This is a genomic window from Curtobacterium sp. MCBD17_034 (assembly GCF_003234515.1).
GTDB lineage: Bacteria > Actinomycetota > Actinomycetes > Actinomycetales > Microbacteriaceae > Curtobacterium.
The window spans coordinates 562,407-584,830 of sequence record NZ_QKTN01000001.1; the positions used below are offsets into that span (position 1 = coordinate 562,407).

Here is a 22,424-nt window from a genome sequence, read left to right on the forward strand (position 1 = left end):
AGGGGATGGATGGGGTCAGTGGGAGAGGACCTTGTCCGGCTGGTCCTGGATCGACTGCGGCTGCTGGTCCGCGATGGTCGTCTCCTGGGTCTCCTGCCGCCGGAACTGGCGCATCATGCCGCCGATGAGCGACGGACGGCCCTGCGACTTCGAGTAGACGTCGAAGGCGACGGCCACCAGGAGCACGAGACCGCGGATGATCTGCGTCATGTTGGACTCGATGCCGAGCAGCGACAAGCCGTTCGTCAGGAGGGCCATGACCAGACCACCGACGATGGAGCCGGAGACGGTACCGATACCACCGGAGACCGCGGCACCACCGACGAACACGGCGGCGATGGCGTCGAGCTCCCAGCCGGTGCCGTCGTTCGGGCCCGAGGCGTTCGAGTAGGCGGTGAACACCATGCCGGCGACGGCCGCGAGGAGCGACATGTTCGCCATGACGAAGAAGTTCACCTTGCGGGCGCTCACGCCGGACAGGACCGCGGCGTTCGCGTTGCCACCGACGGCGTAGACCTGACGACCGAAGATCGTGTTGCGGGTCACGAAGCCGTAGATGATGACCAGCACGCCGAGGATGATCGCGACGACCGGGACCGAGGTGCCGACGTTGCCGGACGCGAACAGGTAGGTCGCGAACAGGGTCACGGCCACGAGCACGCCGGTCCGGACGAACGACACCCACACCGGGGGGACCTCGGCCTGCATCTTCTTGCGACGCTGGCGACCGCGGACCTCCATGTAGATGAGCGCGAGCGCGGTCACGATGCCGAGGATCAGGGTGCCGTTGCTGAAGCCGAAGTCCGGGCCGAAGTCCGGGATGAAGCCGGCGCCGATGGTCTGGAAGTCGTTCGGCACGGGGACCGACGTCGAGTTGCCGATGATCTGGTTCGCGCCACGGAAGATCAGCTGACCGGCGAGTGTCACGATGAACGCCGGGACGCGGACGAACGCGACCCAGAAGCCCTGCCACGCGCCGACCGCCGCACCCACGGCGAGACCGAGGATGATCGCGAGCCACCACGGGAAGTGCCAGACCGCCATGGACTGCGCCACGATGATGCCGACGAACGCCGCGACCGACCCGACGGACAGGTCGATGTGACCGGCGATGATCACCATGACCATGCCGAGCGCCAGGATCAGGATGTACGAGTACTGGAGGAAGACGTTGATGATGTTCGTCGGGTCCAGCGTGAGCCCGTGGGTGAAGATCTCGAAGATGATCACGATCGCGACGAGCGCGATGATCATGCCGTACTGGCCGACGCTGTTGCCCTTGCCGAAGAGCAGTCTGAGGTTGTTCATTTCGTGAGTGCGCCCTTCCGCGCGGAGGTCATGCTTCGCATGAGGGTTTCGGGGTCCGCCTCACCGGCGGGGAGGTCGTTGGTGATCGCACCCTCGAAGATCGTGTAGATGCGGTCCGAGAGGCCGAGGAGCTCCGGGAGCTCCGAGGAGATGAGGATGATCCCCTTCCCCTCGGCCGCGAGCTGCTGGATGATCCCGTAGATCTCGAACTTCGCGCCGACGTCGATGCCGCGGGTGGGCTCGTCGAGGATGAGCAGGTCGGGGTCGGTGAACATCCACTTCGACAGGACGACCTTCTGCTGGTTCCCACCGGAGAGCTTGCCGACGCCCTCCTCGACCGTGGGTACCTTGGTGCGGAGCATCTTGCGGTACTTCTCGGCGACGTCGTACTCCTCGAGGGAGTCGACGACGCCGCCCTTCGAGATCTTCTTGAGGTCGGCCGCGACGGTCGAGCGCTTGACCGTGTCGAGCAGGTTGAGCCCGAGCGCCTTGCGGTCCTCGGACACGTAGCCGATGCCGTTGTCGATCGCCTGCTGGACGTTGTTGACCTTGATCTCGCGGCCGTCCTTGATGATCTGGCCGCTGACGAAGGTGCCGTACGAGTGGCCGAAGATGCTCATCGCCAGCTCCGTGCGGCCCGCGCCCATGAGGCCCGCGAAGCCGACGATCTCGCCGCGGCGCACGTGGAAGTTCGAGCCCTTGCAGACGAGGCGCGTGGGGTCGACCGGGTGCTGGACCGTCCAGTCGCGGACCTCGAAGAAGACGTCGCCGATCTTCGGGGTGCGGTCCGGGAACCGGCTCTCGAGCGAGCGGCCCACCATCCCGCGGATGATGCGGTCCTCGTTGACGCCGTCCGCCTGGACGTCGAGCGTCTCGATGGACTTGCCGTCACGGATGATCGTGATGCTGTCCGCGATCTGCTCGATCTCGTTGAGCTTGTGGCTGATGATGATCGAGCTGACGCCGCGGGACTTGAGGCCGACGATGAGGTCGAGCAGGTGCTGCGAGTCGTTCTCGTTCAGGGCCGCCGTCGGCTCGTCGAGGATGAGGAGTTTGACGTTCTTGTGCAGCGCCTTGGCGATCTCGACGAGCTGCTGCTTGCCGACACCGAGGTTCTTGATCTGCGTGTCCGGGTTGTCGTCGAGGCCGACGCGGGCCAGGAGCTCCTCGGCGCGGAGCTGCGCCGCGGTCCAGTCGATGACGCCGAAGCGGCTCGGCTCGCTGCCGAGGAACAGGTTCTCGGTGATCGACAGCTCCGGGATGAGCGCGAGCTCCTGGTGGATGATGACGATGCCGGCCTGCTCGGACTGCTTGATGTTCGCGAACCGGACCTCCTCGCCTTCGTAGACGATGTCGCCGGTGTAGGTCCCGTAGGGGTACACGCCGGACAGGACCTTCATCAGGGTCGACTTGCCCGCGCCGTTCTCGCCGCAGATCGCGTGGATCTCGCCGGCCCGCACGGTCAAGCTGACCTCGGAGAGGGCCTTGACGCCGGGGAACTCCTTGGTGATGGACCGCATCTCGAGGATCGTCTCGTTCGCGGTGATCGACCGGGTCTCGGTGCCGGTTTCGAACTGGCCGGAGCCGGTTCCGATCGGGTGTGACGCCACAGTGCATCTCCTTCTGCCGAGGTGTCGGCAGTCCTTCTGGTGATCGCGCCAGCGGAGGTCACAGCAGCACTGTGTCGGACTCCGTTGTCGCGTCCGGGTCGTCCGCCATGTGAACGGTCACATCGAGCGGAACGGGGGCAATATTACGCACAGGTTCCGGGCGGCTGTCAATTCCCCGGGGTCGCGGTTTGGTAACGCGGTCCGGAGGCCCCTGGAACGGGGGTCAGGGGCGGTCACGACCGGCTCCGGGGCGAGCCGGTGGAGCCGCGGACGACGAGTCGGGGCACGATGTCGACGGGCCGGAGGTCGCCCTCGACCGGGAGCAGGAGGTCGACGCAACGGCGCCCGAGCTCGGCGAAGTCGACGGACACCGTGGTGAGCGGCGGCCAGAAGTGCTGGGCTTCGGGGATGTCGTCGTAGCCCACCACGGACAGGTCGCCGGGGACGTCGAGCCCGTAGGAGCGGGCGGCGTGCATGACGCCGAGGGCCATGGCGTCGTTCGAGCAGAAGATGGCCGTGCAGTCGCGCCAGCGCAGGAGTTCGCGGCCCGCGTGGTACCCGAAGTCGGCGGTCCAGTCCCCGAGGATCGGCGGCTGCACGGGCATGTCGCGGTCGGACATCTCGCGCAGGAACCCCTGCATGCGCGCGTCCGCCTCGATCCAGTCCCGTGGGCCGGCGATGTGCCGCACGTACTGGTGCCCGAGGTCGAGCAGGTGCGCCGTGGCGAGCCGCGCCCCCGTCATCTGGTCCACCCAGAGCGCGGTCGGGTCCTCGCCGATGCTCGATCGCAGCGTGACGTACGGCGTCTGCATGCCGGACTCGGCGATCACGTCGAACACCCGCGTCTGCGGCGCGATGACGACGATGCCCTCGACGTCCTGGTCGAGGAGGTGACCGAGGCCCTGGCGGATCGACGCGTCGTCCGGGGCCGCGATGTTCGCGGTCGTCACGAAGTACCCGCGTCGGACCGCGGCGTCCTCGATCGCCTGGAGGGTCAGCGTCGGCCCGTAGTGGGAGCGCTGCGAGGTGAGGACCCCGATGGTGCGGGAGCGACTGGTGACCAGGGCGCGGGCGGCCCGGTTCGGCCGGTACTGCAGCTGCTCCATGGCGGCGACGACCTTGTCCCGGGTCGCCTCGCGGATCGCGTCGGAGTTGTTGAGGACGCGGGAGACCGTCTGGTGCGACACCCCAGCGACCCGAGCGACGTCCCGGATGCTGGGCGCACGCGACTTCTCTGTCTTCGCCGACGCCATTGCCTTCTCATTCCACCCCGATGTGCACGTTCACATCGCGAGCCACATCATTATGCACGTTCCGCTGGCGGTCGCCGCATCGAGTTCGCGCAGGCACCCGGGAGGCGGCCCAGCCGCAGGGTCCCGCAGTGGAGGGGACGCCTCCCGGGCCGCCGTCCGGACCACCCGGGGACGGGGTCCACCAGGCGTCCGCCTCAGTCGAGCGCGCGCGCCGGGAGCACCGCGAGCTGCCACCCGAGCCACGGGCTGAACGCGAACGGAGCCGCGGCGACCGCGGCCCGCAGCTCGTCCTCGGAGACCCAGATCCACTCGGCGACCTCGTCCGCCGCGGGTCGTGGCACGTCGGTCGTCGTGGCACGGAACACCGGGCAGACCTCGTTCTCGACGATGCCGGACGCGTCGACGGCGCGGTACCGGAAGTCGGGGAGGACCGGGGTCACGTCCGCCACGGTGATCCCGAGTTCGCGCGCGGCACGTCGGGCGATCGCGTCCTCGAAGGACTCGTCCGGTCCGGGATGTCCACAGAACGTGTTCGTCCACACCCCGGGCCAGGTGGCCTTCGTCAGGGCCCGGCGTGTGACCAGGATGTTCCCCTCGGGATCCGACACGTGGCACGAGAACGCCAGGTGCAGCGGCGTCGCGTCGGTGTGCACGGCGAACTTGTCGGCCACACCGATGGGCGCGCCGTCGTCGTCCAGCAGGACGACGGTTTCCGGGAAAGTGCTCATCGCGATGGATAGGTTAGGCCAATGAACGACGACGCGACCGCCGTCGCCCGGGACGGACTCACGCTCGTCGACGAGTGCCTCGAGCGGTTCTTCGCACTCGCCGCGCGTCGGGCCAGCACCTACGGCCGTGCGTCCGAGGACCTCTGGCGTGTGCTCAAGCGCGCCAGCACCGGCGGCAAGCAGTTCCGTCCGCGGATGGTGCTCACCGCCTACACCGGACTCGGCGGGCGGGACCTCCATGCGGCGGCCCACGTCGGCGCGGCATACGAGCTGCTGCACACCGCGCTCGTGGTGCACGACGACGTCATCGACCGCGACTGGTCCCGGCGGGGCGTGCCGAACGTCGCCGGCAGCTACCGGGACGAGGCCACGACGGGCGGCATCCCGACGCCGGTGGCCGAGCACCGCGGCACGAGCGCGGCCGTCATCGCGGGGGACCTGGCCCTCGCGGGCGCGCCGCGGCTCATCGAGTCGAGCGGTGTCGACGGCGAGCGCCGGACGCGACTGCTCGACCTGTTGGACGAGGCCGTGTTCGCGAGCGCCGCGGGCGAGATGACCGACGTCGACCTGTCGATCGGGGTCATGCCGAGCGTGGACGAGATCCTCGCCATGGAGCGCGCGAAGACCTCGGTGTACTCGTTCGAGGCACCGCTGCAGTCCGGCGCGGTGCTCGCGGGGGCGTCGGACGCGGTGGTCGCCGCGCTCGGGGTGTTCGGGCGCGAGATCGGGGTCGCGTACCAGGTGGTCGACGACATCCTCGGGGTCTTCGGGGACGAGGCGACGACGGGCAAGACCGCGGTGGGCGACCTGCGCGAGGGCAAGCGCACCGTGCTCGTGGCCCACGCGGCGACGACCGAGCACTGGGCCGCCATCGAGCCGTTCCTCGGGAACCGGGACCTCACCGACGATCAAGCGGAGCACCTGCGCTTCCGTCTGCTCTGCAGTGGCGCACGTGACGTCGCGCAGGAGCGGGTCGAGCGCCACGCGAGCCTCGCGACGGCAGCGCTGGCGGCCTCCCGGACGACCTGCGGTGCCAGCTGGCGGCGATCGCGACCGAACTCGTGGACCGGGTCCGGTGACCCGGGGCGACGTGGCCGGCGCGGCTCCGACCGTGACCACGGGGCTCGGCCTGTACGACGCGACCGCGGCGGCCGCCTCGTCGGTCGTCATCCGCCGGTACTCGACGTCGTTCGGGCTCGCATCGCGCCTGCTGCCAGCGCACGTCCGCGAGCACATCGAACACGTGTACGCACTCGTGCGGGTGGCCGACGAGATCGTCGACGGCCCCGCGACCGAGGCCGGTCTGGACCCGACACTCGCGGGCCGCCTGCTCGACGAGCTCGAACAGGACACCGAGCGTGCGATGACGACCGGGTTCTCCGTCAACCCGGTCGTGCACGCCTTCGCCCGGACCGCCCGGACCACCGGGTTCGGGGCCGAGCTGACGCAACCGTTCTTCCGGTCCATGCGGGCCGACCTCACGCGCAGCGAACACGACGACGCCTCGTTCGTCGACTACGTGTACGGCTCCGCCGAGGTCGTCGGACTCATGTGCCTCCGCGCATTCGTGTACCGGGCGGGACGGCCGACCTTCGACGAGGCGGTGCTCGTCACGGGGGCTCGTCGGCTCGGGGCCGCGTTCCAGAAGGTCAACTTCCTGCGCGACCTGCGGGCGGACTTCCTCGAGCTCGGCCGGTCGTACTTCCCCGGGGTCGACGTCCGGTCCTTCGACGAGGCGACGAAGGCGCGGCTCGTGGCCGACGTGCAGGACGACCTCGACGCCGCCGCGCGTGCGCTCCCGCTCCTGCCCGGCCGGGCACGTCCTGCGGTGACCCTCGCGCACGCCCTGTTCCAGGAACTCAACGACCGGATCGCCGCGACCCCGGCCGAGCGGCTCGTCACGACGCGTGTCCGGGTCCCCGACCCGGTCAAGGCCGCTCTGGCCGCCCGGGTGCTCGTCGGCCGCGCCCCCGTCCCTCGCGTTCGACGCGGCAACCGGCCGGGAGGCACGGCATGAGCACCGAGACCACCGCGGCCGACCAGGCCGCCGACACCGCACCGTCCGGCCGCCGCGTCCCCGCCCGTCGCGTCGTCGTCGTGGGTGGCGGCATCAGCGGGCTCGCCGCCGCCGCACTGCTCGCGCGCGACGGCTACGCCGTGACCGTGCTCGAGCAGCGGTCCGAGCTCGGGGGGCGCGCCGGGACCTGGTCGGCCGGTGGCTTCCGGTTCGACACCGGGCCGAGCTGGTACCTCATGCCCGAGGTGTTCGACCACTTCTTCCGGCTGCTCGGGACGTCCGCGGCCGAGCAGCTCGACCTCGTCCGACTCGACCCCGGGTACCGCGTGTACAGCGAGGGCCACGACGAGCCCATCGACCTCGCCGCGACCCGCGAGGCCAACGTCGCGCTCTTCGAGTCGATCGAGCCGGGATCGGGCCGTCGGCTCGAGCGCTACCTCGACTCGGCGGCCGAGACCTACGCGATGGCCGTGCGCCGGTTCCTCTACACGAGCTTCCAGGACCTGCGGCGGCTCGCGACACCCGACGTGCTCCGTCGCGCCGGGCGGCTGCTCCGCCTGCTCACCCGGCCGTTGTCGTCCTTCGTCGAGGCCACCGTGCAGGACCGACGCCTGCAGCAGGTGCTGGGGTACCCCGCCGTGTTCCTCGGCACGAGCCCGTATGCCGCGCCGAGCATGTACCACCTGATGAGCCACCTCGACCTCGCCGACGGCGTCCTGTACCCGCAGGGCGGCATCAGCACGGTGATCGACGCGGTCGAGCGGATGGCATCTGCCGAGGGCGCGAGGATCGTGACCGGGGCCACGGTCGACCGGATCGTCGTCGAGCACGGCGCGGTGACGGGCGTGCACCACACGACGTCCGACGGCGACGCGGTCACGGCCCCGGCCGACCTCGTCGTCAGTGCGGCCGACCTGCACCACACCGAGACCGACCTGCTGCCGCCGCGGTACCGATCGCACGGCGACGCCTACTGGGAACGTGGCGACCCGGGTCCGAGTGCGGTGCTCGTCTACCTCGGCATCGACGGACCCGTCCCCGGCCTGCTGCACCACACGCTCGTCTTCACGGCGGACTGGCACGCGAACTTCGGCGCGATCTTCGGCAAGGAACGCCACGTGCCCGACCCCGCGTCGATCTACGTGTCCGCGACCTCGGAGACCGACCCCACCGCCGCGCCGGCGGGGTCGAGCAACGTGTTCGTGCTCGTCCCGTTGCCGGCCGACGTCGGGATCGGACGTGGCGGGATCGACGGTGCGGGGGATCCCGAGGTCGAGCGCATCGCGGACCGGGCGATCGCGGCGCTCGCCGAGCGTGCGGGTGTCCCCGACCTCGTCGACCGCATCCGGGTGCGCCGCACCGTGGGGCCGAGGGACTTCGCCGACGACTACAACGCGTGGAGCGGGAGCATGCTCGGGCCGGCCCACACCCTGCGGCAGAGCGCCTTCTTCCGGGCGCGGAACGCGTCGACCCGGGTCGACGGGCTCTACCACGTCGGGGCGTCGACGATCCCCGGCATCGGGCTGCCGATGTGCCTCATCAGTGCCGAGGTGCTGCTCAAACGGATCCACGGCGACACCTCGACCGAGCCGCTCCCGGAGCCGCTCGAGCGACGGCGGCCCTGATGCCCGGGCTCTACCTGGCGGGTCTCGTGGTCGCGCTCGTCGGCATGACGGTGCTCGACGCCCGGTTCCGCCTGTTCTTCTGGCGGGGCCCATGGCGGGCCGCCGCCGTCATGGGCGTCGGGATCGCGTACTTCCTCGTGTGGGATCTCGCGGGGATCGGGCTCGGTGTCTTCCACCGCGGACCGTCCTCGTGGCTCATCGGTGTCCAGGTGGCGCCGGAGGTCCCGGTCGAGGAGCTGTTCTTCCTCGCGCTGCTCTGCTACGTGACGATGGACCTCATCGGCTTCGTCCGACCCGTCGTCGAGCGCACGGCCCCGCCGTGCGTCGAACCTCCCGCCCGCCGGACGAACGGGGTGGCGCGGTGAGCGGGGTGCCGCCGCGGGTGGCCCGCGTGCTCTCGGTGCTCCCGGGCGCCGGGGTGGTGCTCCGATGACCGCGGGCGCGGCGACCTACGCCCTCCTCGACCTCGCGTTCCTCGCCGTCGTGGTCCTCGTGGCCGTGGCCGCCGCGGTCGTCGCGGTGCGTCGGGTGGCGGTCCGGCGCGGACCGGAGGCCGTCGCGCGGTGGCGTCGCACGGTCCTCCTGACCGGCCTGGTGGCGGGCGTCGTCCTGGTCGTGGCGACGGTCGTGTTCGACAACGTGATCGTCGGCACCGGCATCGTGGCGTACGACGCGCAGCGGATCAGCGGCATCCGTCTCGGCGTCGTCCCGGTCGAGGACCTGGCGTACGCGATCGCGGCGGTCCTGCTGCTGCCGTCGCTCGTCGTGCTGTTCGGGCCCCGATCGAGGTCGGAACGATGAGCGCCGCGAGTCCGACGGCCCGACCGCGCCGCGCGGGGTCGACACTCCGGGCGCTGTTCGTGTCGTCCCGGCCGGTGAGCTGGGTGAACACCGCGTACCCGTTCGCGGCCGCGTACGTGCTCGGCACCGGGGTCGGGACGCACGAGGCGGACGGCTTCCACCTCGCGGTCCTCGTGCTCGGGGTCGTGTACTTCCTCGTCCCCTACAACCTCGCGATGTACGGGATCAACGACGTGTTCGACTACGAGTCGGACCTGCGGAACCCGCGCAAGGGCGGCGTCGAGGGCGCCCTGCTCGACCGCAGTGTGCATCGGACGACCCTCGTCGCCGTCGTCGTGACGAACGTGCCGTTCCTCGTCGCACTCGTGTTGCTCGGCGGCCCGTGGAGCTGGCTCGTGCTCGCCGTCAGCGTGTTCGCCGTCGTCGCGTACTCCGCGCCGGGGTTGCGGTTCAAGGAGCGGCCGTTCCTCGACTCCCTGACCTCGAGCACGCACTTCGTGTCCCCGGCGGTGTACGGCCTGACCCTCGCGGGGGCGCACTGGACGGGCTCGCTCCTGGCCGTGTGCGTGTCGTTCTTCCTCTGGGGTGTCGCGAGCCACGCGTTCGGTGCGGTCCAGGACGTCGAGGCCGACCGCGCTGGGGGCATCGGGTCCGTCGCGACGGTCATCGGCGCCCGGGCCACGGTGCGCCTGGCGTTCGTGGCCTACGTCGTCGCGGGGCTCGTCGTGCTCGCGACGCCGTTCCCGGGGCCGTTCGCGGCGATCGTCGTCGTGCCCTACGCGCTGAACGTCCTGCCGTGGTGGTCGGTCGCCGACGCCGACGCCGACGCGGCGAACGCCGGGTGGCGCCGGTTCCTGCTCGTGAACTACCTGGCGGGGTTCCTCGTCACCATGGTGCTCATCGGCTACGCCGCGACCCGCTGAGTCGCGGCGGCGCCCCAACGCACGCGACCCCCGTCCGACTCCACCCGACCCGCGGCCCGAATCCACGCGACCCGCGCCCGACCTCACGCGACCCGCGCCCGACCTCAGGCGACCCGCTGGGTCACGTCGGCGAACCCCGACCTCAGTGCGCGGATCGGCGCTTGGCCTGCTCGACCGCGCTCCGGATGCCCCGGCGCCACTGGGGGCCGTGCCCGGGGAGCACGATCCGTGCCTCGGTGTCGACGAGCCGGTCGAGCGACTCCAGGGCGGCGCCGCTGTCCGCGGTGGCCGACCCGGCGACGATCTGCGGCCCGATCCCACCGGTGTACGGGTCGAGCGTGACGATCGCGTCGCCGGCGATGAGGGCGTCGCGGTCGGCGAAGTACAGCGCGACGTGGCCGTCGGTGTGCCCGGGCGTCTCGATGATCCACGGGGAGGCCTGCACGGCGTCCCGCTCGTCGAGCGGCTTCGTGTCGGTCACACCCTCGACCATGAGCGCTCCCGCGACCACCATCCGCGCGAGCTTCGGGAGGCCGGCGGGGTGTGTCAGCGGGTACACGAGCCGGTTCCGCTCCGTCCGGTACCGGTAGGGGTGAGCGGCCAGCTCCGCGTCCCGCGGGTGCACGAGCACGGGCACGTCCCACTCCCGACGCGCACGGGCCGCGGTGCCGACGTGGTCGAAGTGCCCGTGCGTGAGCGCGATGCCCTCGACGGCATCGGGGGTGTACCCGAGCTCGGCGATCGCGACGAGCAGGTGCGGCCACGCGGCGGGCAGACCGCTGTCGACGACGAGCAGTTGGTCGCCGGTCTCGACGAGGTAGAGGTTCGTGTGGGCGATCTCGAGGCGGTGGATCCCCTCGGCGACGTCTCGGAACAGCATGGCCGCAGGCTACTCGTCGGCGCCCGCGCGGGCCGTCGGGCGGCACGACGGTGTGCGCGACCGGGGGACGGCCGACGTCGGCGCCTGGGAGACCGGTGCGAGCCGCATGAGCGTCCACTCGACTCCGAGTAGGCACGGCGGTGGACGACTCCACACGAGAGGACCACCATGAAGAGACTGCTGTTCATCGCCGGCATCGCGCTGGGGTACGTGCTCGGAGCCCGAGCCGGACGCTCCTCGTACGAGCGCATCCGCACCCGGGCGCAGGGCGTGTGGTCGGACCCGAAGGTGCAGAAGGGCCTCCACGACGCCGAGGGCTTCGTCAAGGACAAGGCACCGGTCGTCGCGAGCAAGGTCAAGGACGCGGCGACGAGTGCCGCCGGCGCCGTGCAGAGCAAGGTGAAGTCGTCGGGCGACACCGACACCGACGCCTCGAGCACCGACACCGTGGCCGGCGGACCCGGAACCGCGGGTCCGAGCGCTGCGGGCAAGCCGGAGGCGCCGAGCGCCGCCACGTCGAGCGAGACCGACACGACCGGTACGGCAGGCACGCCGTCGCCGGACGCGGTGTAGGCCCGGTATGGCCGACAGCGGATCGCGCGACAGCATCCCGCAACTCGAACTCCAGAACGTGCGGACGCGCGAGGACCTGCGCCACACCGTGAACGAGGTCGTGCGGCGCTCGGACGTCCCCGCACAGTGGCGCTTGGCGGTCGCGAAGGCGCGTCAGCAGTTGCACCGGGACCCGACGCCCCTCGTGGCCATGGCCGTCACGGCCGGTGCGGGACTCGTGGCGATCGTCGGCGGCGTGGTCATCGGTCGGACGGACGCGGGGCGCCTCGACGCCGCGCGGGAGCCGATGCTGCTGCCCGTCTACAAGCCCGGCAAGACCAAGAAGAGCGGCAAGCGGAAGAAGGCCGCCTTCGCCCGCAAGCCCGACAAGCTGAACCCCGTCCAGAAGCGTCGCGACGCCGACGACCGGTGAGTCGCCACCCCGCGACCCGCTGACGACGTCGACCACAGGAGGAGCCACCGATGGCAAGGAACACCGCACCGGACCCGGACGACCCCCGCAAGCCGGACGACCCGACCGACCTGACGAAGCCCTCGTGGCAGTACACGCTCAAGAAGACGCTCCGCGAGTTCTCGAGTGACCAGTGCACCGACCTGGCAGCCGGCCTGACGTACCACGCCGTCCTGGCGGTGTTCCCGGCGATCCTCGCGATCGTCTCGATCCTCGGCCTGTTCGGCGAGGGGCAGGCGACGGTCGACCAGGTCATGAAGGTGCTCGGCAACGTCGGTTCGAACCAGGTCGTCGACCTGCTCAAGGGCCCGATCAACGGTCTCGTCCGGTCGCCCGCGGCCCCGCTCGCGTTCATCGTCGGTGTGCTCGGCGCGCTGTGGTCCGCGTCCGGGTACGTCGGGTCGTTCGGCCGTGCGATGAACCGCATCTACGGCATCCGTGAGGGGCGTCCGATCTGGAAGCTCCGCCCGACGATGCTCGGTGTGACGGTGTTCACGGTCGTCCTGCTCGTCATCGGCGCGCTCATGCTCGTGCTCTCCGGCCCGGTGGCCGAGGCGGTCGGCAACGCGATCGGACTCGGTTCCGTCGCGGTGACCGTGTGGGACTACGCCAAGCTCCCGATCCTCGCGGCGATCGCGGTCGTGATCATCGCGATCCTCTACTACTGGTCACCGAACGTCCGGCAGCCGAAGTTCCGCTGGATGAGCCTGGGCGCGCTCCTGGCGCTCCTCATCTGGATCATCGCCTCGATCGCGTTCGCGTTCTACGTCGCGAACTTCTCGCACTACAACAAGACGTACGGGTCGCTCGGCGGCGTGATCGTGTTCCTCCTGTGGATCTGGATCACGAACTGCGCTCTGCTGTTCGGCGCCGAGTTCGACGCCGAGGTCGAGCGCGGCCGCGAACTCCAGGCCGGCATCCACGCCGAGGAGGACATCCAGCTCCCCGAGCGCGACACCCGCCAGATCGACAAGCAGGACGAGAAGCACGCGAAGGACGTCCTCTCCGGCATCGAGATCCGCGAGAGCGCCGGTCGAGAGAAGTGAGCAGGGGCCTCCCGTCCGTCGCGCCGCGCGCGTCGCGGCCGGGAGGCCCGACTCGGCCCGGCACCGCAGCCGCGTTCCGTAGGCTGACACGGTGACCGACACCGTGCCTCCCGTCCGACCGACCGCACTCGTGACCGGGGCGACCCGGGGGATCGGACGCGCGATCGCGGCCGACCTCGGCCGCACACACCACGTGCTCGTCGGTGGGCGGTCCGCCGCTGCCGTCGCCGCCGTCGTCGACGCGCTGCCGTCCGCCGAGCCGTTCGTGGCCGACCTCGTCGCGGGCCCGCTGCCACCGCTGCCGGACCGGCTCGACGTGCTCGTGCACTCCGCCGGCATCGAGGAGGGCGGCCGCGTCGCCGACACCCCCCGCGAGGTGTGGGAGCGCGTCCTCGCCACGAACGTCGTCGCGGTCGCGGAACTCACCCGGCTGGCGCTGCCCGCGCTCCGGTCCGTCCGCGGCCTCGTCGTCACGATCAACAGCGGCTCGGGGTTCGTGAGCGGGCCCGGCGGCGGCGTCTACGGTGCGTCGAAGTTCGCCCTGCGGGCCTTCGCCGATGCCCTCCGCGAGGAGGAGCGCGAGCACGGGGTCCGCGTGTCCGGCGTCCACCCGGGGCGCGTCGACACCGACATGCAGGTCGCCCTCGCCACGAAGCTCGGCGAGGACTACGACACCCGCTACTACCTGGCGCCCGAGGACGTCGCCGCCGCGGTGCGGACCGTGGTCGACCTGCCGGAGCGCGGCACCGTCGAGCTGCTCAGCGTGCGGCCCACCCGCAAGCGCTGACCCCGGGGTACACCGCGGAGCGCCAGGCACGGAGGTGCGCGGCGCAGGATCGGGACATGGCCGACGACGAGCAGCAGACCCGCGAGGACTTCCACCGTGCCGTGAACATGACGGCGACCGAGCTGCGCCACTGGCTCGACACCGACGACTCGAAGGCCGTGGGGCAGAAGCCCGACGGCGGCGGCGAGTCCACCGGGCACGAGAGCGGCCGGCACATCGTCCGGATCCTCGAGGAGCGACAGGGCGAGTACACGGACGACGACTACGCGCACATGCGCAAGGTGGTCGGCTACGTCGCCCGGCACTCCGCGCAGCGCCCATCGGGCGACGACACGCACACGCGCTGGCGGTACTCCCTCATGAACTGGGGCCACGACCCCGAGAAGTGACCGGGCGCCTGCTCAGCGCAGGAGCACGGGACCCGCGTCGATCCGGAAGCGGAACAGCGAGTACGGGTACACGCGGAGGTCCTCGCCGCCCTGGTAGTCCGCCTGACGGTGCAGCTGGTTCGCGGTGACGTAGAGGTAGCCGTCCGTCGCGACGGACATCGTGTCGGTCCACAGCAGGCGCGGGTCGTGCACGAGGGTCTGGATCTCGCCGGTCGGCAGCCGCCGGGTGATCGACTCGTGCTCCCAGTTCGTGGCGTACAGGCGGCCCTGGTCGTCGGACTCCAGGCCGTCCGCGCCCCCGCCCTTGTCGCCCTCGTCGACGACGGTCCCAGCGACGGTCTCCTCCGAGATCGCCCGGTCGACGAGCGCCCCCACCGACACGCTGTACCAGCGGCGGCTGATGAGCGGGCAGTACCAGAGCCGCTCGCCGTCCGCCGAGATCGCGATGCCGTCCGCGCCCATCGTCACCGGTTTCGGGGCCGCACCCGGGGCGCGCTGTGCGAGCACCCGTCCCTCGGCCATCGGGACCATGTCCTGCGGCGGGCAGGCCTTGGTGGACGGATGGTCCTCGAGCCGCCGCCACGCCTCGCCGGTGGCGAGGTCCACGACGATGATCGCGTTCGGGCCCTCGGACGCCGAGTCCGTGACGAACGCGAACCCGGCCTCGCCGCGGCGGAGGTCGAACCGCACGTCGTTGAGGTACGTCGTCTCGTACGCGACGCTGCGCGGGAGGACGATCGTCTGCACGACGCGGTCCGTGCCGAGGTCGACGCACACGAGCTTCGGGCCGCCCTCCTTGGTCGGACCCATCATCGGGCTGCCCGTGTCGAGGATCCACAGGCGGTCGTCTGGCGCGACGACGATGCTCTGCACGCTGACGAGCCGCTCGGCGTCGTCGATCGACCGCGCCTGGTTGATCTCGACCGACGGGTAGGGCACCGCCTGCCCGTCCACGAGTTCGACGACCGTGGCCGGGACGTCGTCGCCCCACTTCGGGAAGTTCACGAACACCCGGCCGCCGCGGGAGACGCTCACGCCCGTGGGCATCGGGCCGTCGGTGAACTCGTGGACCACCTCGAGGTCGCCGCGTGGTTCGTCTTCGGGGGCGGTCGGGGCGGCGTGGTCGGCGTCGAAGTCGCTCATGCGGTGGACGGTAGGCGCGGGGCCTGGGGGTCGCCGGTGCGCGTCCCCCGGCGTCTGGCCGCGCATGTCGTCGTCGCGCGGACCGCGTCGGCCGTGCTGTCACGGTGCGCCGTGCGAGGCTGGTGCGTATGACCGACAACCTCCTCGGCGTGCCCGAGACCCGCCTGACCGATGACCCGGACGTCACCGCCGCCCTCGCCGCGGGCACTCCCGTGGCCGACGTCGCGACGGCACACCCGTCATCGAGCCTGGCGTGGGCGCTCCTCGCCGACGAGGCCTGGGACCGCGGCGCCGCGCTCGAGTCGTACGCCTACGCCCGCGTGGGGTACCACCGTGGCCTCGATGCCCTCCGGAAGGCCGGCTGGCGCGGGCAGGGCCCGATCCCGTGGGCGCACGAGCCGAACCGGGGCGTGCTCCGCTCGCTGTTCGCGCTGCGCCGGGCGGCCGACGGCATCGGCGAGGAGCCGGAGGTCGAGCGCCTGTCGACGTTCCTCCACGACGCCGACCCCGCCGCCGCGGAGGCGATCGCCGCCGAGCAGCGCTGACGCCGCCGGGGGCCCGTCGCGAGGTGCACCGCCTCCGTCCCGTCGAACACCCGGATCGCGGGGTTCGAACGGAAGGAACCGGTGCGACGCCGGCAGGCCCGGGTGCCCTACCCGAGCAGCACCTCCCACGCCCGCGCCGCCGGCCACAGCTGGTGCTCCGGCAGGACGTCGAGCCCGCACGCGCGCGACCCGAGCCCGTGCTGCGCCTCGTCGAGGTACAGGTACAGCGCGTCCGAGGCCGGCAGCTCGTGCGGGTGCCCGGCCGCGGTGATCTGCTGCGCGGTCCAGCGCGACAGCGTGAACCCCGCGCGGTGACCCGCGTGCGCGCCGTGCCCGGATCCCGCCGCGGGCACGGTCGTCACGCGGAGCGGCCCGAGCTCGAGCCACCGCAGGTCCGGCCGGTGCCCGGTCTCCTGGGGCCGTGAGTACCGGACGGACAGGTCGTCGACCTCGGCGGTGAACCGACCGACGCGGACGGCGTGGGACGAGTCGGCGTAGGACTCGTCGGGCCCCGTCCCGAGCCAGGTCACGTCCGAGTCGGCCAGCGAACCGGGCAGGCCGAACCGGACGCCGACCCGCGGCCAGGTGCAGTCCCACGCGCCGAAGGGGACGGCCTCGGTGCGGAGCAGCACGCCCTCGGCGGTCGCGGTCCACCGGTGCACGACGTCGACCCCGGCGCCGCTGTTCGCCGCGGACACCCGGACCCGCTGGACGAGCCCGTGCTCGGTGCGCTCGACGGCGACCAGCCGGTGCGTCAGGCGGTGCAGCCCGTGGGCCTCCCACCGCACGGCCGAGGCGGGAGCGATGCCGCCGACGCCCAGGGTGAGCGCGGGGTCGGCGACCTCGTACGAGCCCTGGGACGCACCGCGGTCGTTGTCGGTGGGCGCGCGCCAGAGCTCGAGGCGCGGCCCGGCGACGGGCAGGCCGTGCCACGTCGCCAGGTCGCCTCGGGCGTCGAACGTCGCGATCCCCAGGGCGTCGCCCTGCCACGACGGCCGGGAGGCCCGGTGCGTGCCCACCCCGCGAGCGTCGGTCGCCCGGCCGGTGGCGTCCGCCACGACGGGGACGGGCACCTGCGTGCGGGCGATGACGTGCCCGGTGTCGGCCCACGTGGTCGGCCCGGCGAGTTCGGCCGTCACGTCGAGGAACAACTCGCCCGCGACGCCCTCGGCGGCGACCGCGAGGACCTCGGGCGGGACCGGCACCGTGGCGGAGGCGCCGGCCGCGACCAGGCCCGGGGCGAGCCTCCCGGCCGCGACCGCGACGCCGTCGCGCTCGAGCGTCCAACAGAAGCGCAGTCCGGCGGTCGACGCGGAGTGGTACCGGTTCTCGACGAGCACCGTGCCCCCGGCGACCGTCGTGGAGACGCTGATCCGGATCGGCGCGACGACCGCGGCGAACTCGGCGAGTCCGGGCGTCGGGGTGTCGTCGGGCAGGACCAGACCGTCCATCACGAAGTTGCCGTCGTGCACGACCTCGCGGAAGTCGCCGCCGTACGCGTGGTAGGGGGTGCCGTCGGCCGTGTGGCTGAGCAGGCCGTGGTCGCGCCACTCCCACACGAACCCGCCGTGGAGGCGCGGGTACCGGTCCACGAGGGCCTCGTACTCCGCGATCTGGCCCGGTCCGTTGCCCATCGCGTGCACGTACTCGCAGTGCAGGAACGGCTTCGACCGCTGGCGTGCCGCCTCGGCCGGACCGCACCCGAGGAGCGGGGTCACGACGGGGCCGCCGCCGATCGACTCGGTCTCGACGAGCGAGGGGTACATGCGCGAGTAGACGTCCGTGTAGGAGCCCGTGTAGTCGCCCTCGTAGTGGACCGGGCGCGAGCGGTCACGGCGGTGGACCCAGTGCGACATCGCCGCGAGGTTCCGGCCCGTGCCGGACTCGTTGCCGAGGGACCACAGGACGATCGACGGGTGGTTCTTGTCCCGCTCCACGGTCCGGGCGATGCGGTCGAGGTATGCGTCCTGCCACGCCGGGTCGTCCGACGGGTTGCCGGCCCAGCCCAGGTGCTCGAACCCGTGCGTCTCGAGGTCGCACTCGAGGACCACCCAGAACCCGAGCTCGTCGGCGAGGTCGAGCACGCGGGGGTGCGGCGGGTAGTGCGAGGTTCGGATGGCGTTGACGTTCGCGCGCTTCATCATCGCCATGTCCGCGCGCGCGTGGGCCTCGTCGAACACGCGGCCCCGCTCCGGGTGCGTCTCGTGCCGGTTGACACCGTGGAACACGACGCGCTCGCCGTTGACGAGGAACCGGTCGCCGCGGATCTCGACCGTGCGGAACCCGAGTCGCAGCGTCACGGTCTCGCCAGCGCCCGTCCCGCCCGCGGCCGTCCCCGACGTCAGGGTCGCCTCGTACCGGCGGGGGACCTCGGCGCTCCAGGGCTCGACGGCCGGCAGCGTGACGGGCTGGACGTCCGCGGCGGTCGCCCACCGTTCCTCCAGGCCGAGCTCCGGGATCCGGAACACCACCGGGAACACGGCGTCGAGCTCGACCGTGACGGTACCGACGCCGGTGGCGGGGGCGCCGGACGCAGCGGTGCCGGCGGCGGCGGCCGACGCGAGCAGCGGAGCCCAGTCGGCGCGGACGAAGGCGTCCTCGATCGCGGCGACCGGGCGCGCGAGCAGCGTGACGTCGCGGAAGACCCCGGGCAACCACCACTGGTCCTGGTCCTCGAGGTAACTCGCGGCGGACCACTGGTGCACCCGGACCGCGACCGTGTTCGGGCCCGGGCGGAGCAGCGCCGTGACGTCGAACTCGGTCACGAGGCGCGACCCCGTCGACCAGCCGACCTCGACGCCGTTGAGCCAGACGCGGAAGTGCGACTCGACCCCGTCGAACCGCAGGACGACCCGGTCTGCGTCCGCGAACGACGCCGGGAGCTCGAACGTGCGGCGGTGGTCGCCCGTCGGGTTCTCCTCCGGCGGGTGCGGTGCGTCGATCGGGAACGGGTACTGCACGTTCGTGTAGATCGGCGCGCCGTGCCCGTGCAGCACCCAGTGCGACGGGACGGGCAGGGTCTGCCAGTCGGCGTCGTCGAACGTGTCGGCCGCGAAGTCCTCGGCGACCTCGGCGACGGGCGACCAGCGGAACCTCCAGTCCCCGTCGAGCGACAGCGACGGTGCGTCGGTGTGCAGGTGGGCGCGGGGGCGACGGCGCGAGGCCGAGCCGGGAGCGGTCGAGTGGAGGTCCGAGATCGCCCGGGGAGCGGGCGCGGTGGCGATGTCCGTCATTGGGTGCTGTCCTCGACCGCGAGGGTCGTCGTCGATCCTGGTCCGCCGGCCGGCGGGTGCCTCAACCCTAGCGAGCGTCCCCTGCGGCCCGGGCGTCCCGTCGGTACGGGGCGCCCGCCGGACGGGAGGCGCGGGACCGGCCCGCCCCGGCCCTCCCGACCTCGACGTCCGCCGTGAGCTGCGGACACACGCAGGCGCGGCCGCCGACCATGGCGGGACCGACGGAAGGAGATCGACATGATCGAACGGGGCAACACCACCCACAGCCCGGAGGTCGACGAGCAGATGGCGCACGAGGCGCAGAGCATCGTCCAGGGGCACGGCAGTTCGTCCCACGTGGAGGAGTTCCGGCAATCGGAACCCGTCACCGACGACACCGACGCCCCCGAGACCCTCGCGGCGTCCGGCTACGACGGCGAGTTCGTCGACGACGCGACGCACGCGCTGCCCGAGGACGACGCCGACGGCATCGACACGACCGTGTACACGACCGAGACGGACCAGGTCTCGGAGGGGAAGGTGGTGGACCATGGCGCCGACGACCGCTGAGCAGGTCTCGGAGGAACACCGGGGGCTCGCTGCCCTCCTCGCGCAGCCCGGCACCTGGTCGTGGGCCTACGTCGACGTCTCGGGCGACCGGGAGGACCCGCAGCACCTCGCCGCGCTCCAGGTCCGCGCCGCCCGCGACCAGCTCATGGCGCAGGGGGCACCGTCCGCCGACGTCGAGGCGATCGAACGCGAACTCGGTGAGGCACCCGGCGTGCCGGCCCCGGTCGCTCGGTTCGTCCTGGCGCGCGACGGCGAGCTCGTCGTCAGCGAGGTCCTGCCCGGGCACATGCACGGACCCGAGAGCGTCGGGTACGGCGCCGTCCCGGACCTCGTGCCGCTGCTCGCCCACCGGCCGCTCGACGTGCCGTTCCTCGTGGTCGAGGTCGGACGCGAGGGCGGCGGCTACCGCGCCTACCGGCTCGGGCACGCCGAGCCGAGCGGGCAGCAGGAGGAGGAGTACGTCGAGGGGCGTACGGACACCCTCCACAAGTTCCAGGGCGGCGGCTGGGCGCACCTGCGCTGGCAGCACCACACCGAGGAGATCTGGCGCGAGAACGAGGCACAGGTCGTCGAGGCCGTCGAACAGGCGGTCGACCGGCTGCGGCCGCGGCTCGTGGTCGTCGCCGGGGACATCCGCGCGCGCCAGCTGTTCATCGACCAGCTGAGCACCGCGACCCGGCCACTCGTGTCCGAGGTGCCGGTCGACACCCGGGCACCGGACGCATCCGAGAACGCCCTCGTCGAGCACGTCGAGATCGCCCTCGCGCGGGTGGTGGCCCAGCGCCGCCACGACGTGGAGGACCTGCTCCGCACGCACGTCGGCCGTGGCGACCGCGAGGCCGTCACCGGTGTCGGGCCGGTCGTGTCGGCGCTCCAGCAGGCGCAGGCGTCGATCGTCGTCGTCGACCCGGCCGCGTTCGAGGACCGCACGGTGCTCGCGCTCGACGCCGCGCCGTGGATCGCGACCGCGCCCGAGGAGGCCCTCGGCACCACCGTGCTCGGGTCCGTCCCGGCTGCGGTCGGCATCACCCGTGCGGCGCTCGTGACCGACGCGGAGGTCGTGCTCGTGAACGCGGCGTCCGTGCCGTCCGGGGCGCCGGTCGCCGCGTTGCTCCGCTGGCACGTCGGGCCGGACGTGCCCGGGGCGGGGCCCGCGGCCGGTGCGACCGGGCGGGGCGAGGGCCCCGACCGGGGCTGACCTCCCTTCCGCGAGATCGCAGGAGATGCCGTTCCGCGGGCCTCCAGAGCGGCAAATACTGCGATCTCGCGGAGGGAGGCGGCGGGAGGCGGAGGGTGAAGGGGGGCGGTCAGGCCGGGCGGTGCTCCCGGTCCCTCCGCGGGACGAGGGCCAGGGCGACGACGGGCAACGCCGCGACGACGAGGAAGCTCCCGGCGAACCCCACCGCGCCGACCAGGGCGCCGACCCCGGGTCCGACCGCCGACGCCGCCACGAACTGCCCCGTGTTCTGCGCCCCGAGCGCCCGACCCGACCAGTGCGGCCCCGCGGCCTCGGCGACGGAGGTGAACGCGAGCCCGTTGTCCGCCACGGTCACGGCGGTCGCCACGACGAGGAACACGGCGGCGGCGGCCAAGTGCGTCGCGTCGACGGCCGCGAGGACGCCCATCACGACGGCGGCGGACACGGCCACGACGCGTAGGGGTCCGACGCGGGACCCGGCACGGTCGCTCCACAGCCCGACGACGATCCGCCCGAGCGCACCGACGAACTGCGACGCGCCGACGAGCACCCCGGCGGCGAGCGCGCTCCAGCCGAGGTCCCGCGTCAGCCACACGAGGCCGTACGTCGAGAGCGTGAACTGGGGCACGACGAGCAACACGGACACGGCGTGGATGCGCCAGAGGAACGCGGACTCGCGGTAGGGGTTCGTCACGACCTCCGCGGCGTCCCGGCTCGGACGCGGCGGATCCACCACGGCGAGCGCACAGCAGACGGCGAGCAGGGCGGTGAGCGCGATCGGCAGCACGAGCGCCGCGCGGACCCCCGCGCTCCCGGCGATGGTCGGGACGGTCAGCGCCGCGAGCGTGACCCCGAGCGGCTGCGACATCTGACGGATCCCCATCGCGAGTCCGCGCCGGTGCTTCGGGAACCAGCCGACGACCACGCGGCCGCTGGCGGCGTTCGTCGAGGCGCTCGTCATCCCCGCGGCGAGGAACGCGACGCCGAGGAGGACCGGGTTCCCCGCGGCGAGCAGGGCGCCGGTCGTGGCGAGGGCGGTGAGCACCAGGCCCCCGGCGATGACGACGCGCTCGCCGTGTCGGTCGGTCACGGCGCCCCAGGCGATGAGGGTCAGGACCATGCCGAACGTCGGCGCGCCGGCCAGGAACCCCGCGGCCGTGAGCGGCATGCCCTGCCGGGTGAGGAGGGGGATGAGGAACGCGGGCGCCGAGACCACGAGCGTCCCCGTGGCCTGTGCGGCGACGCCGAGGGCGAGCATGACCCACGCCCTCGTCGTGGTGACCGTCGTCGTCGCCATGTCACCGCCTCCCGGGTCGTTGGTATACCAAGACGGTATACCATCGCGCGGGCCCCTCGGCTACGCTG

Annotated in this window: 21 protein-coding genes and 1 pseudogene; 14 read left to right on the top strand and 8 right to left on the bottom strand. The window is 72.2% G+C overall.

Features of this window, described 5'->3' with window-relative positions; genetic code table 11:
* Positions 1-15: 15 nt before the first annotated feature.
* The 4 genes from mmsB to idi all read right to left on the bottom strand — a co-directional run bounded on the left by mmsB (position 16) and on the right by idi (position 4,899).
* Positions 16-1,308, bottom strand: coding sequence for a multiple monosaccharide ABC transporter permease (mmsB, locus tag DEI92_RS02690; protein ID WP_111012238.1), 1,293 nt, complete (start codon positions 1,306-1,308; stop codon positions 16-18).
* The gene (gene mmsA, locus DEI92_RS02695; protein ID WP_111012411.1) at positions 1,305-2,828 is read right to left on the bottom strand and encodes a multiple monosaccharide ABC transporter ATP-binding protein; all 1,524 of its coding nucleotides are present in this window, start codon (positions 2,826-2,828) and stop codon (positions 1,305-1,307) included. The genes mmsB and mmsA overlap by 4 nt, the downstream gene beginning before the upstream one ends.
* 323 nt (positions 2,829-3,151) lie before the next feature.
* Positions 3,152-4,171: a LacI family DNA-binding transcriptional regulator gene (locus tag DEI92_RS02700; protein WP_111009699.1), complete on the bottom strand. Its 1,020-nt coding sequence runs from the start codon at positions 4,169-4,171 to the stop codon at positions 3,152-3,154.
* A gap of 194 nt (positions 4,172-4,365) precedes the next feature.
* Entirely contained in the window at positions 4,366-4,899 is a 534-nt protein-coding gene (gene idi / locus DEI92_RS02705) for an isopentenyl-diphosphate Delta-isomerase (protein ID WP_111012239.1), read from the bottom strand.
* 195 nt (positions 4,900-5,094) lie between these two features.
* On the opposite strand from idi, the pseudogene DEI92_RS16780 reads away from it, so the two are divergent.
* The 6 genes and pseudogenes from DEI92_RS16780 to DEI92_RS02735 form a co-directional block, all read left to right on the top strand.
* Positions 5,095-5,736: pseudogene (locus DEI92_RS16780) on the top strand (polyprenyl synthetase family protein); the annotation flags it as partial.
* A 274-nt stretch (positions 5,737-6,010) separates the two neighbouring features.
* On the top strand, positions 6,011-6,916 hold the full coding sequence (locus tag DEI92_RS02715) for a phytoene/squalene synthase family protein (protein WP_111012413.1): 906 nt from the start codon (positions 6,011-6,013) through the stop codon (positions 6,914-6,916).
* Complete coding sequence (crtI, locus tag DEI92_RS02720) at positions 6,913-8,541, top strand: phytoene desaturase family protein (RefSeq protein WP_111012412.1); 1,629 nt, start codon at positions 6,913-6,915, stop codon at positions 8,539-8,541. Before DEI92_RS02715 ends, crtI begins: the two co-directional genes overlap by 4 nt.
* On the top strand, positions 8,541-8,906 hold the full coding sequence (locus tag DEI92_RS02725) for a lycopene cyclase domain-containing protein (protein WP_111012240.1): 366 nt from the start codon (positions 8,541-8,543) through the stop codon (positions 8,904-8,906). The genes crtI and DEI92_RS02725 overlap by 1 nt, the downstream gene beginning before the upstream one ends.
* A 64-nt stretch (positions 8,907-8,970) precedes the next feature.
* The gene (locus tag DEI92_RS02730; protein ID WP_111012241.1) at positions 8,971-9,342 is read left to right on the top strand and encodes a lycopene cyclase domain-containing protein; all 372 of its coding nucleotides are present in this window, start codon (positions 8,971-8,973) and stop codon (positions 9,340-9,342) included.
* A complete protein-coding gene (locus DEI92_RS02735) occupies positions 9,339-10,265 on the top strand; it encodes a prenyltransferase (RefSeq protein ID WP_111009693.1) in 927 nt (308 codons plus the stop codon). The genes DEI92_RS02730 and DEI92_RS02735 overlap by 4 nt, the downstream gene beginning before the upstream one ends.
* 142 nt (positions 10,266-10,407) lie before the next feature.
* Here DEI92_RS02735 and DEI92_RS02740 read toward each other — a convergent pair whose 3' ends face one another.
* Complete coding sequence (locus DEI92_RS02740; RefSeq protein WP_111012242.1) at positions 10,408-11,145, bottom strand: MBL fold metallo-hydrolase; 738 nt, start codon at positions 11,143-11,145, stop codon at positions 10,408-10,410.
* A gap of 168 nt (positions 11,146-11,313) precedes the next feature.
* On the opposite strand from DEI92_RS02740, the gene DEI92_RS02745 reads away from it, so the two are divergent.
* The 5 genes from DEI92_RS02745 (at position 11,314) to DEI92_RS02765 (ending at position 14,391) form a co-directional block, all read left to right on the top strand.
* Positions 11,314-11,718: a YtxH domain-containing protein gene (locus DEI92_RS02745; protein WP_111009691.1), complete on the top strand. Its 405-nt coding sequence runs from the start codon at positions 11,314-11,316 to the stop codon at positions 11,716-11,718.
* Positions 11,719-11,725: 7 nt separating this feature from the next.
* On the top strand, positions 11,726-12,130 hold the full coding sequence (locus DEI92_RS02750) for a hypothetical protein (RefSeq protein ID WP_111009690.1): 405 nt from the start codon (positions 11,726-11,728) through the stop codon (positions 12,128-12,130).
* A 50-nt stretch (positions 12,131-12,180) separates the two neighbouring features.
* The gene (locus DEI92_RS02755) at positions 12,181-13,215 is read left to right on the top strand and encodes a YihY/virulence factor BrkB family protein (RefSeq protein ID WP_111009689.1); all 1,035 of its coding nucleotides are present in this window, start codon (positions 12,181-12,183) and stop codon (positions 13,213-13,215) included.
* 91 nt (positions 13,216-13,306) lie between these two features.
* Positions 13,307-14,002, top strand: coding sequence for an SDR family oxidoreductase (locus DEI92_RS02760; RefSeq protein ID WP_111009688.1), 696 nt, complete (start codon positions 13,307-13,309; stop codon positions 14,000-14,002).
* Between the two features lie 56 nt (positions 14,003-14,058).
* Positions 14,059-14,391, top strand: coding sequence for a DUF3140 domain-containing protein (locus tag DEI92_RS02765; RefSeq protein ID WP_111009687.1), 333 nt, complete (start codon positions 14,059-14,061; stop codon positions 14,389-14,391).
* Positions 14,392-14,403: 12 nt separating this feature from the next.
* On the opposite strand, the gene DEI92_RS02770 is transcribed toward DEI92_RS02765, so the two are convergent.
* Complete coding sequence (locus DEI92_RS02770) at positions 14,404-15,534, bottom strand: L-dopachrome tautomerase-related protein (protein WP_111012243.1); 1,131 nt, start codon at positions 15,532-15,534, stop codon at positions 14,404-14,406.
* 128 nt (positions 15,535-15,662) lie between these two features.
* On the opposite strand from DEI92_RS02770, the gene DEI92_RS02775 reads away from it, so the two are divergent.
* Positions 15,663-16,079, top strand: coding sequence for a DUF3151 domain-containing protein (locus DEI92_RS02775; RefSeq protein ID WP_220037437.1), 417 nt, complete (start codon positions 15,663-15,665; stop codon positions 16,077-16,079).
* A 107-nt stretch (positions 16,080-16,186) separates the two neighbouring features.
* On the opposite strand, the gene DEI92_RS02780 is transcribed toward DEI92_RS02775, so the two are convergent.
* Positions 16,187-19,312, bottom strand: a complete 3,126-nt coding sequence (locus DEI92_RS02780; RefSeq protein WP_111012245.1) for a glycoside hydrolase family 2 TIM barrel-domain containing protein — start codon at positions 19,310-19,312, stop codon at positions 16,187-16,189.
* 237 nt (positions 19,313-19,549) lie between these two features.
* Between DEI92_RS02780 and DEI92_RS02785 the strand changes: the two genes are divergently transcribed.
* Positions 19,550-19,861: a hypothetical protein gene (locus DEI92_RS02785; RefSeq protein WP_111009683.1), complete on the top strand. Its 312-nt coding sequence runs from the start codon at positions 19,550-19,552 to the stop codon at positions 19,859-19,861.
* Positions 19,842-21,059: a Vms1/Ankzf1 family peptidyl-tRNA hydrolase gene (locus DEI92_RS02790; protein WP_111012246.1), complete on the top strand. Its 1,218-nt coding sequence runs from the start codon at positions 19,842-19,844 to the stop codon at positions 21,057-21,059. The genes DEI92_RS02785 and DEI92_RS02790 overlap by 20 nt, the downstream gene beginning before the upstream one ends.
* 109 nt (positions 21,060-21,168) lie before the next feature.
* Here the strand turns inward: DEI92_RS02790 and DEI92_RS02795 are convergent, their stop codons facing one another.
* Positions 21,169-22,356, bottom strand: coding sequence for an MFS transporter (locus DEI92_RS02795; RefSeq protein WP_181434600.1), 1,188 nt, complete (start codon positions 22,354-22,356; stop codon positions 21,169-21,171).
* Positions 22,357-22,424: the final 68 nt, after the last annotated feature.

Coding starts and splice junctions, on each gene's coding strand:
- mmsB (WP_111012238.1), bottom strand. CDS start 1,308: ATGAACAACCTCAGACTGCTCTTCGGCAAGGGCAACAGCGTCGGCCAG.
- mmsA (WP_111012411.1), bottom strand. CDS start 2,828: ATGCGGTCCATCACCAAGGAGTTCCCCGGCGTCAAGGCCCTCTCCGAG.
- DEI92_RS02700 (WP_111009699.1), bottom strand. CDS start 4,171: ATGGCGTCGGCGAAGACAGAGAAGTCGCGTGCGCCCAGCATCCGGGAC.
- idi (WP_111012239.1), bottom strand. CDS start 4,899: ATGAGCACTTTCCCGGAAACCGTCGTCCTGCTGGACGACGACGGCGCG.
- crtI (WP_111012412.1), top strand. CDS start 6,913: ATGAGCACCGAGACCACCGCGGCCGACCAGGCCGCCGACACCGCACCG.
- DEI92_RS02725 (WP_111012240.1), top strand. CDS start 8,541: ATGCCCGGGCTCTACCTGGCGGGTCTCGTGGTCGCGCTCGTCGGCATG.
- DEI92_RS02730 (WP_111012241.1), top strand. CDS start 8,971: ATGACCGCGGGCGCGGCGACCTACGCCCTCCTCGACCTCGCGTTCCTC.
- DEI92_RS02735 (WP_111009693.1), top strand. CDS start 9,339: ATGAGCGCCGCGAGTCCGACGGCCCGACCGCGCCGCGCGGGGTCGACA.
- DEI92_RS02740 (WP_111012242.1), bottom strand. CDS start 11,145: ATGCTGTTCCGAGACGTCGCCGAGGGGATCCACCGCCTCGAGATCGCC.
- DEI92_RS02745 (WP_111009691.1), top strand. CDS start 11,314: ATGAAGAGACTGCTGTTCATCGCCGGCATCGCGCTGGGGTACGTGCTC.
- DEI92_RS02750 (WP_111009690.1), top strand. CDS start 11,726: ATGGCCGACAGCGGATCGCGCGACAGCATCCCGCAACTCGAACTCCAG.
- DEI92_RS02755 (WP_111009689.1), top strand. CDS start 12,181: ATGGCAAGGAACACCGCACCGGACCCGGACGACCCCCGCAAGCCGGAC.
- DEI92_RS02765 (WP_111009687.1), top strand. CDS start 14,059: ATGGCCGACGACGAGCAGCAGACCCGCGAGGACTTCCACCGTGCCGTG.
- DEI92_RS02770 (WP_111012243.1), bottom strand. CDS start 15,534: ATGAGCGACTTCGACGCCGACCACGCCGCCCCGACCGCCCCCGAAGAC.
- DEI92_RS02775 (WP_220037437.1), top strand. CDS start 15,663: ATGACCGACAACCTCCTCGGCGTGCCCGAGACCCGCCTGACCGATGAC.
- DEI92_RS02780 (WP_111012245.1), bottom strand. CDS start 19,312: ATGACGGACATCGCCACCGCGCCCGCTCCCCGGGCGATCTCGGACCTC.
- DEI92_RS02785 (WP_111009683.1), top strand. CDS start 19,550: ATGATCGAACGGGGCAACACCACCCACAGCCCGGAGGTCGACGAGCAG.
- DEI92_RS02790 (WP_111012246.1), top strand. CDS start 19,842: ATGGCGCCGACGACCGCTGAGCAGGTCTCGGAGGAACACCGGGGGCTC.
- DEI92_RS02795 (WP_181434600.1), bottom strand. CDS start 22,356: ATGGCGACGACGACGGTCACCACGACGAGGGCGTGGGTCATGCTCGCC.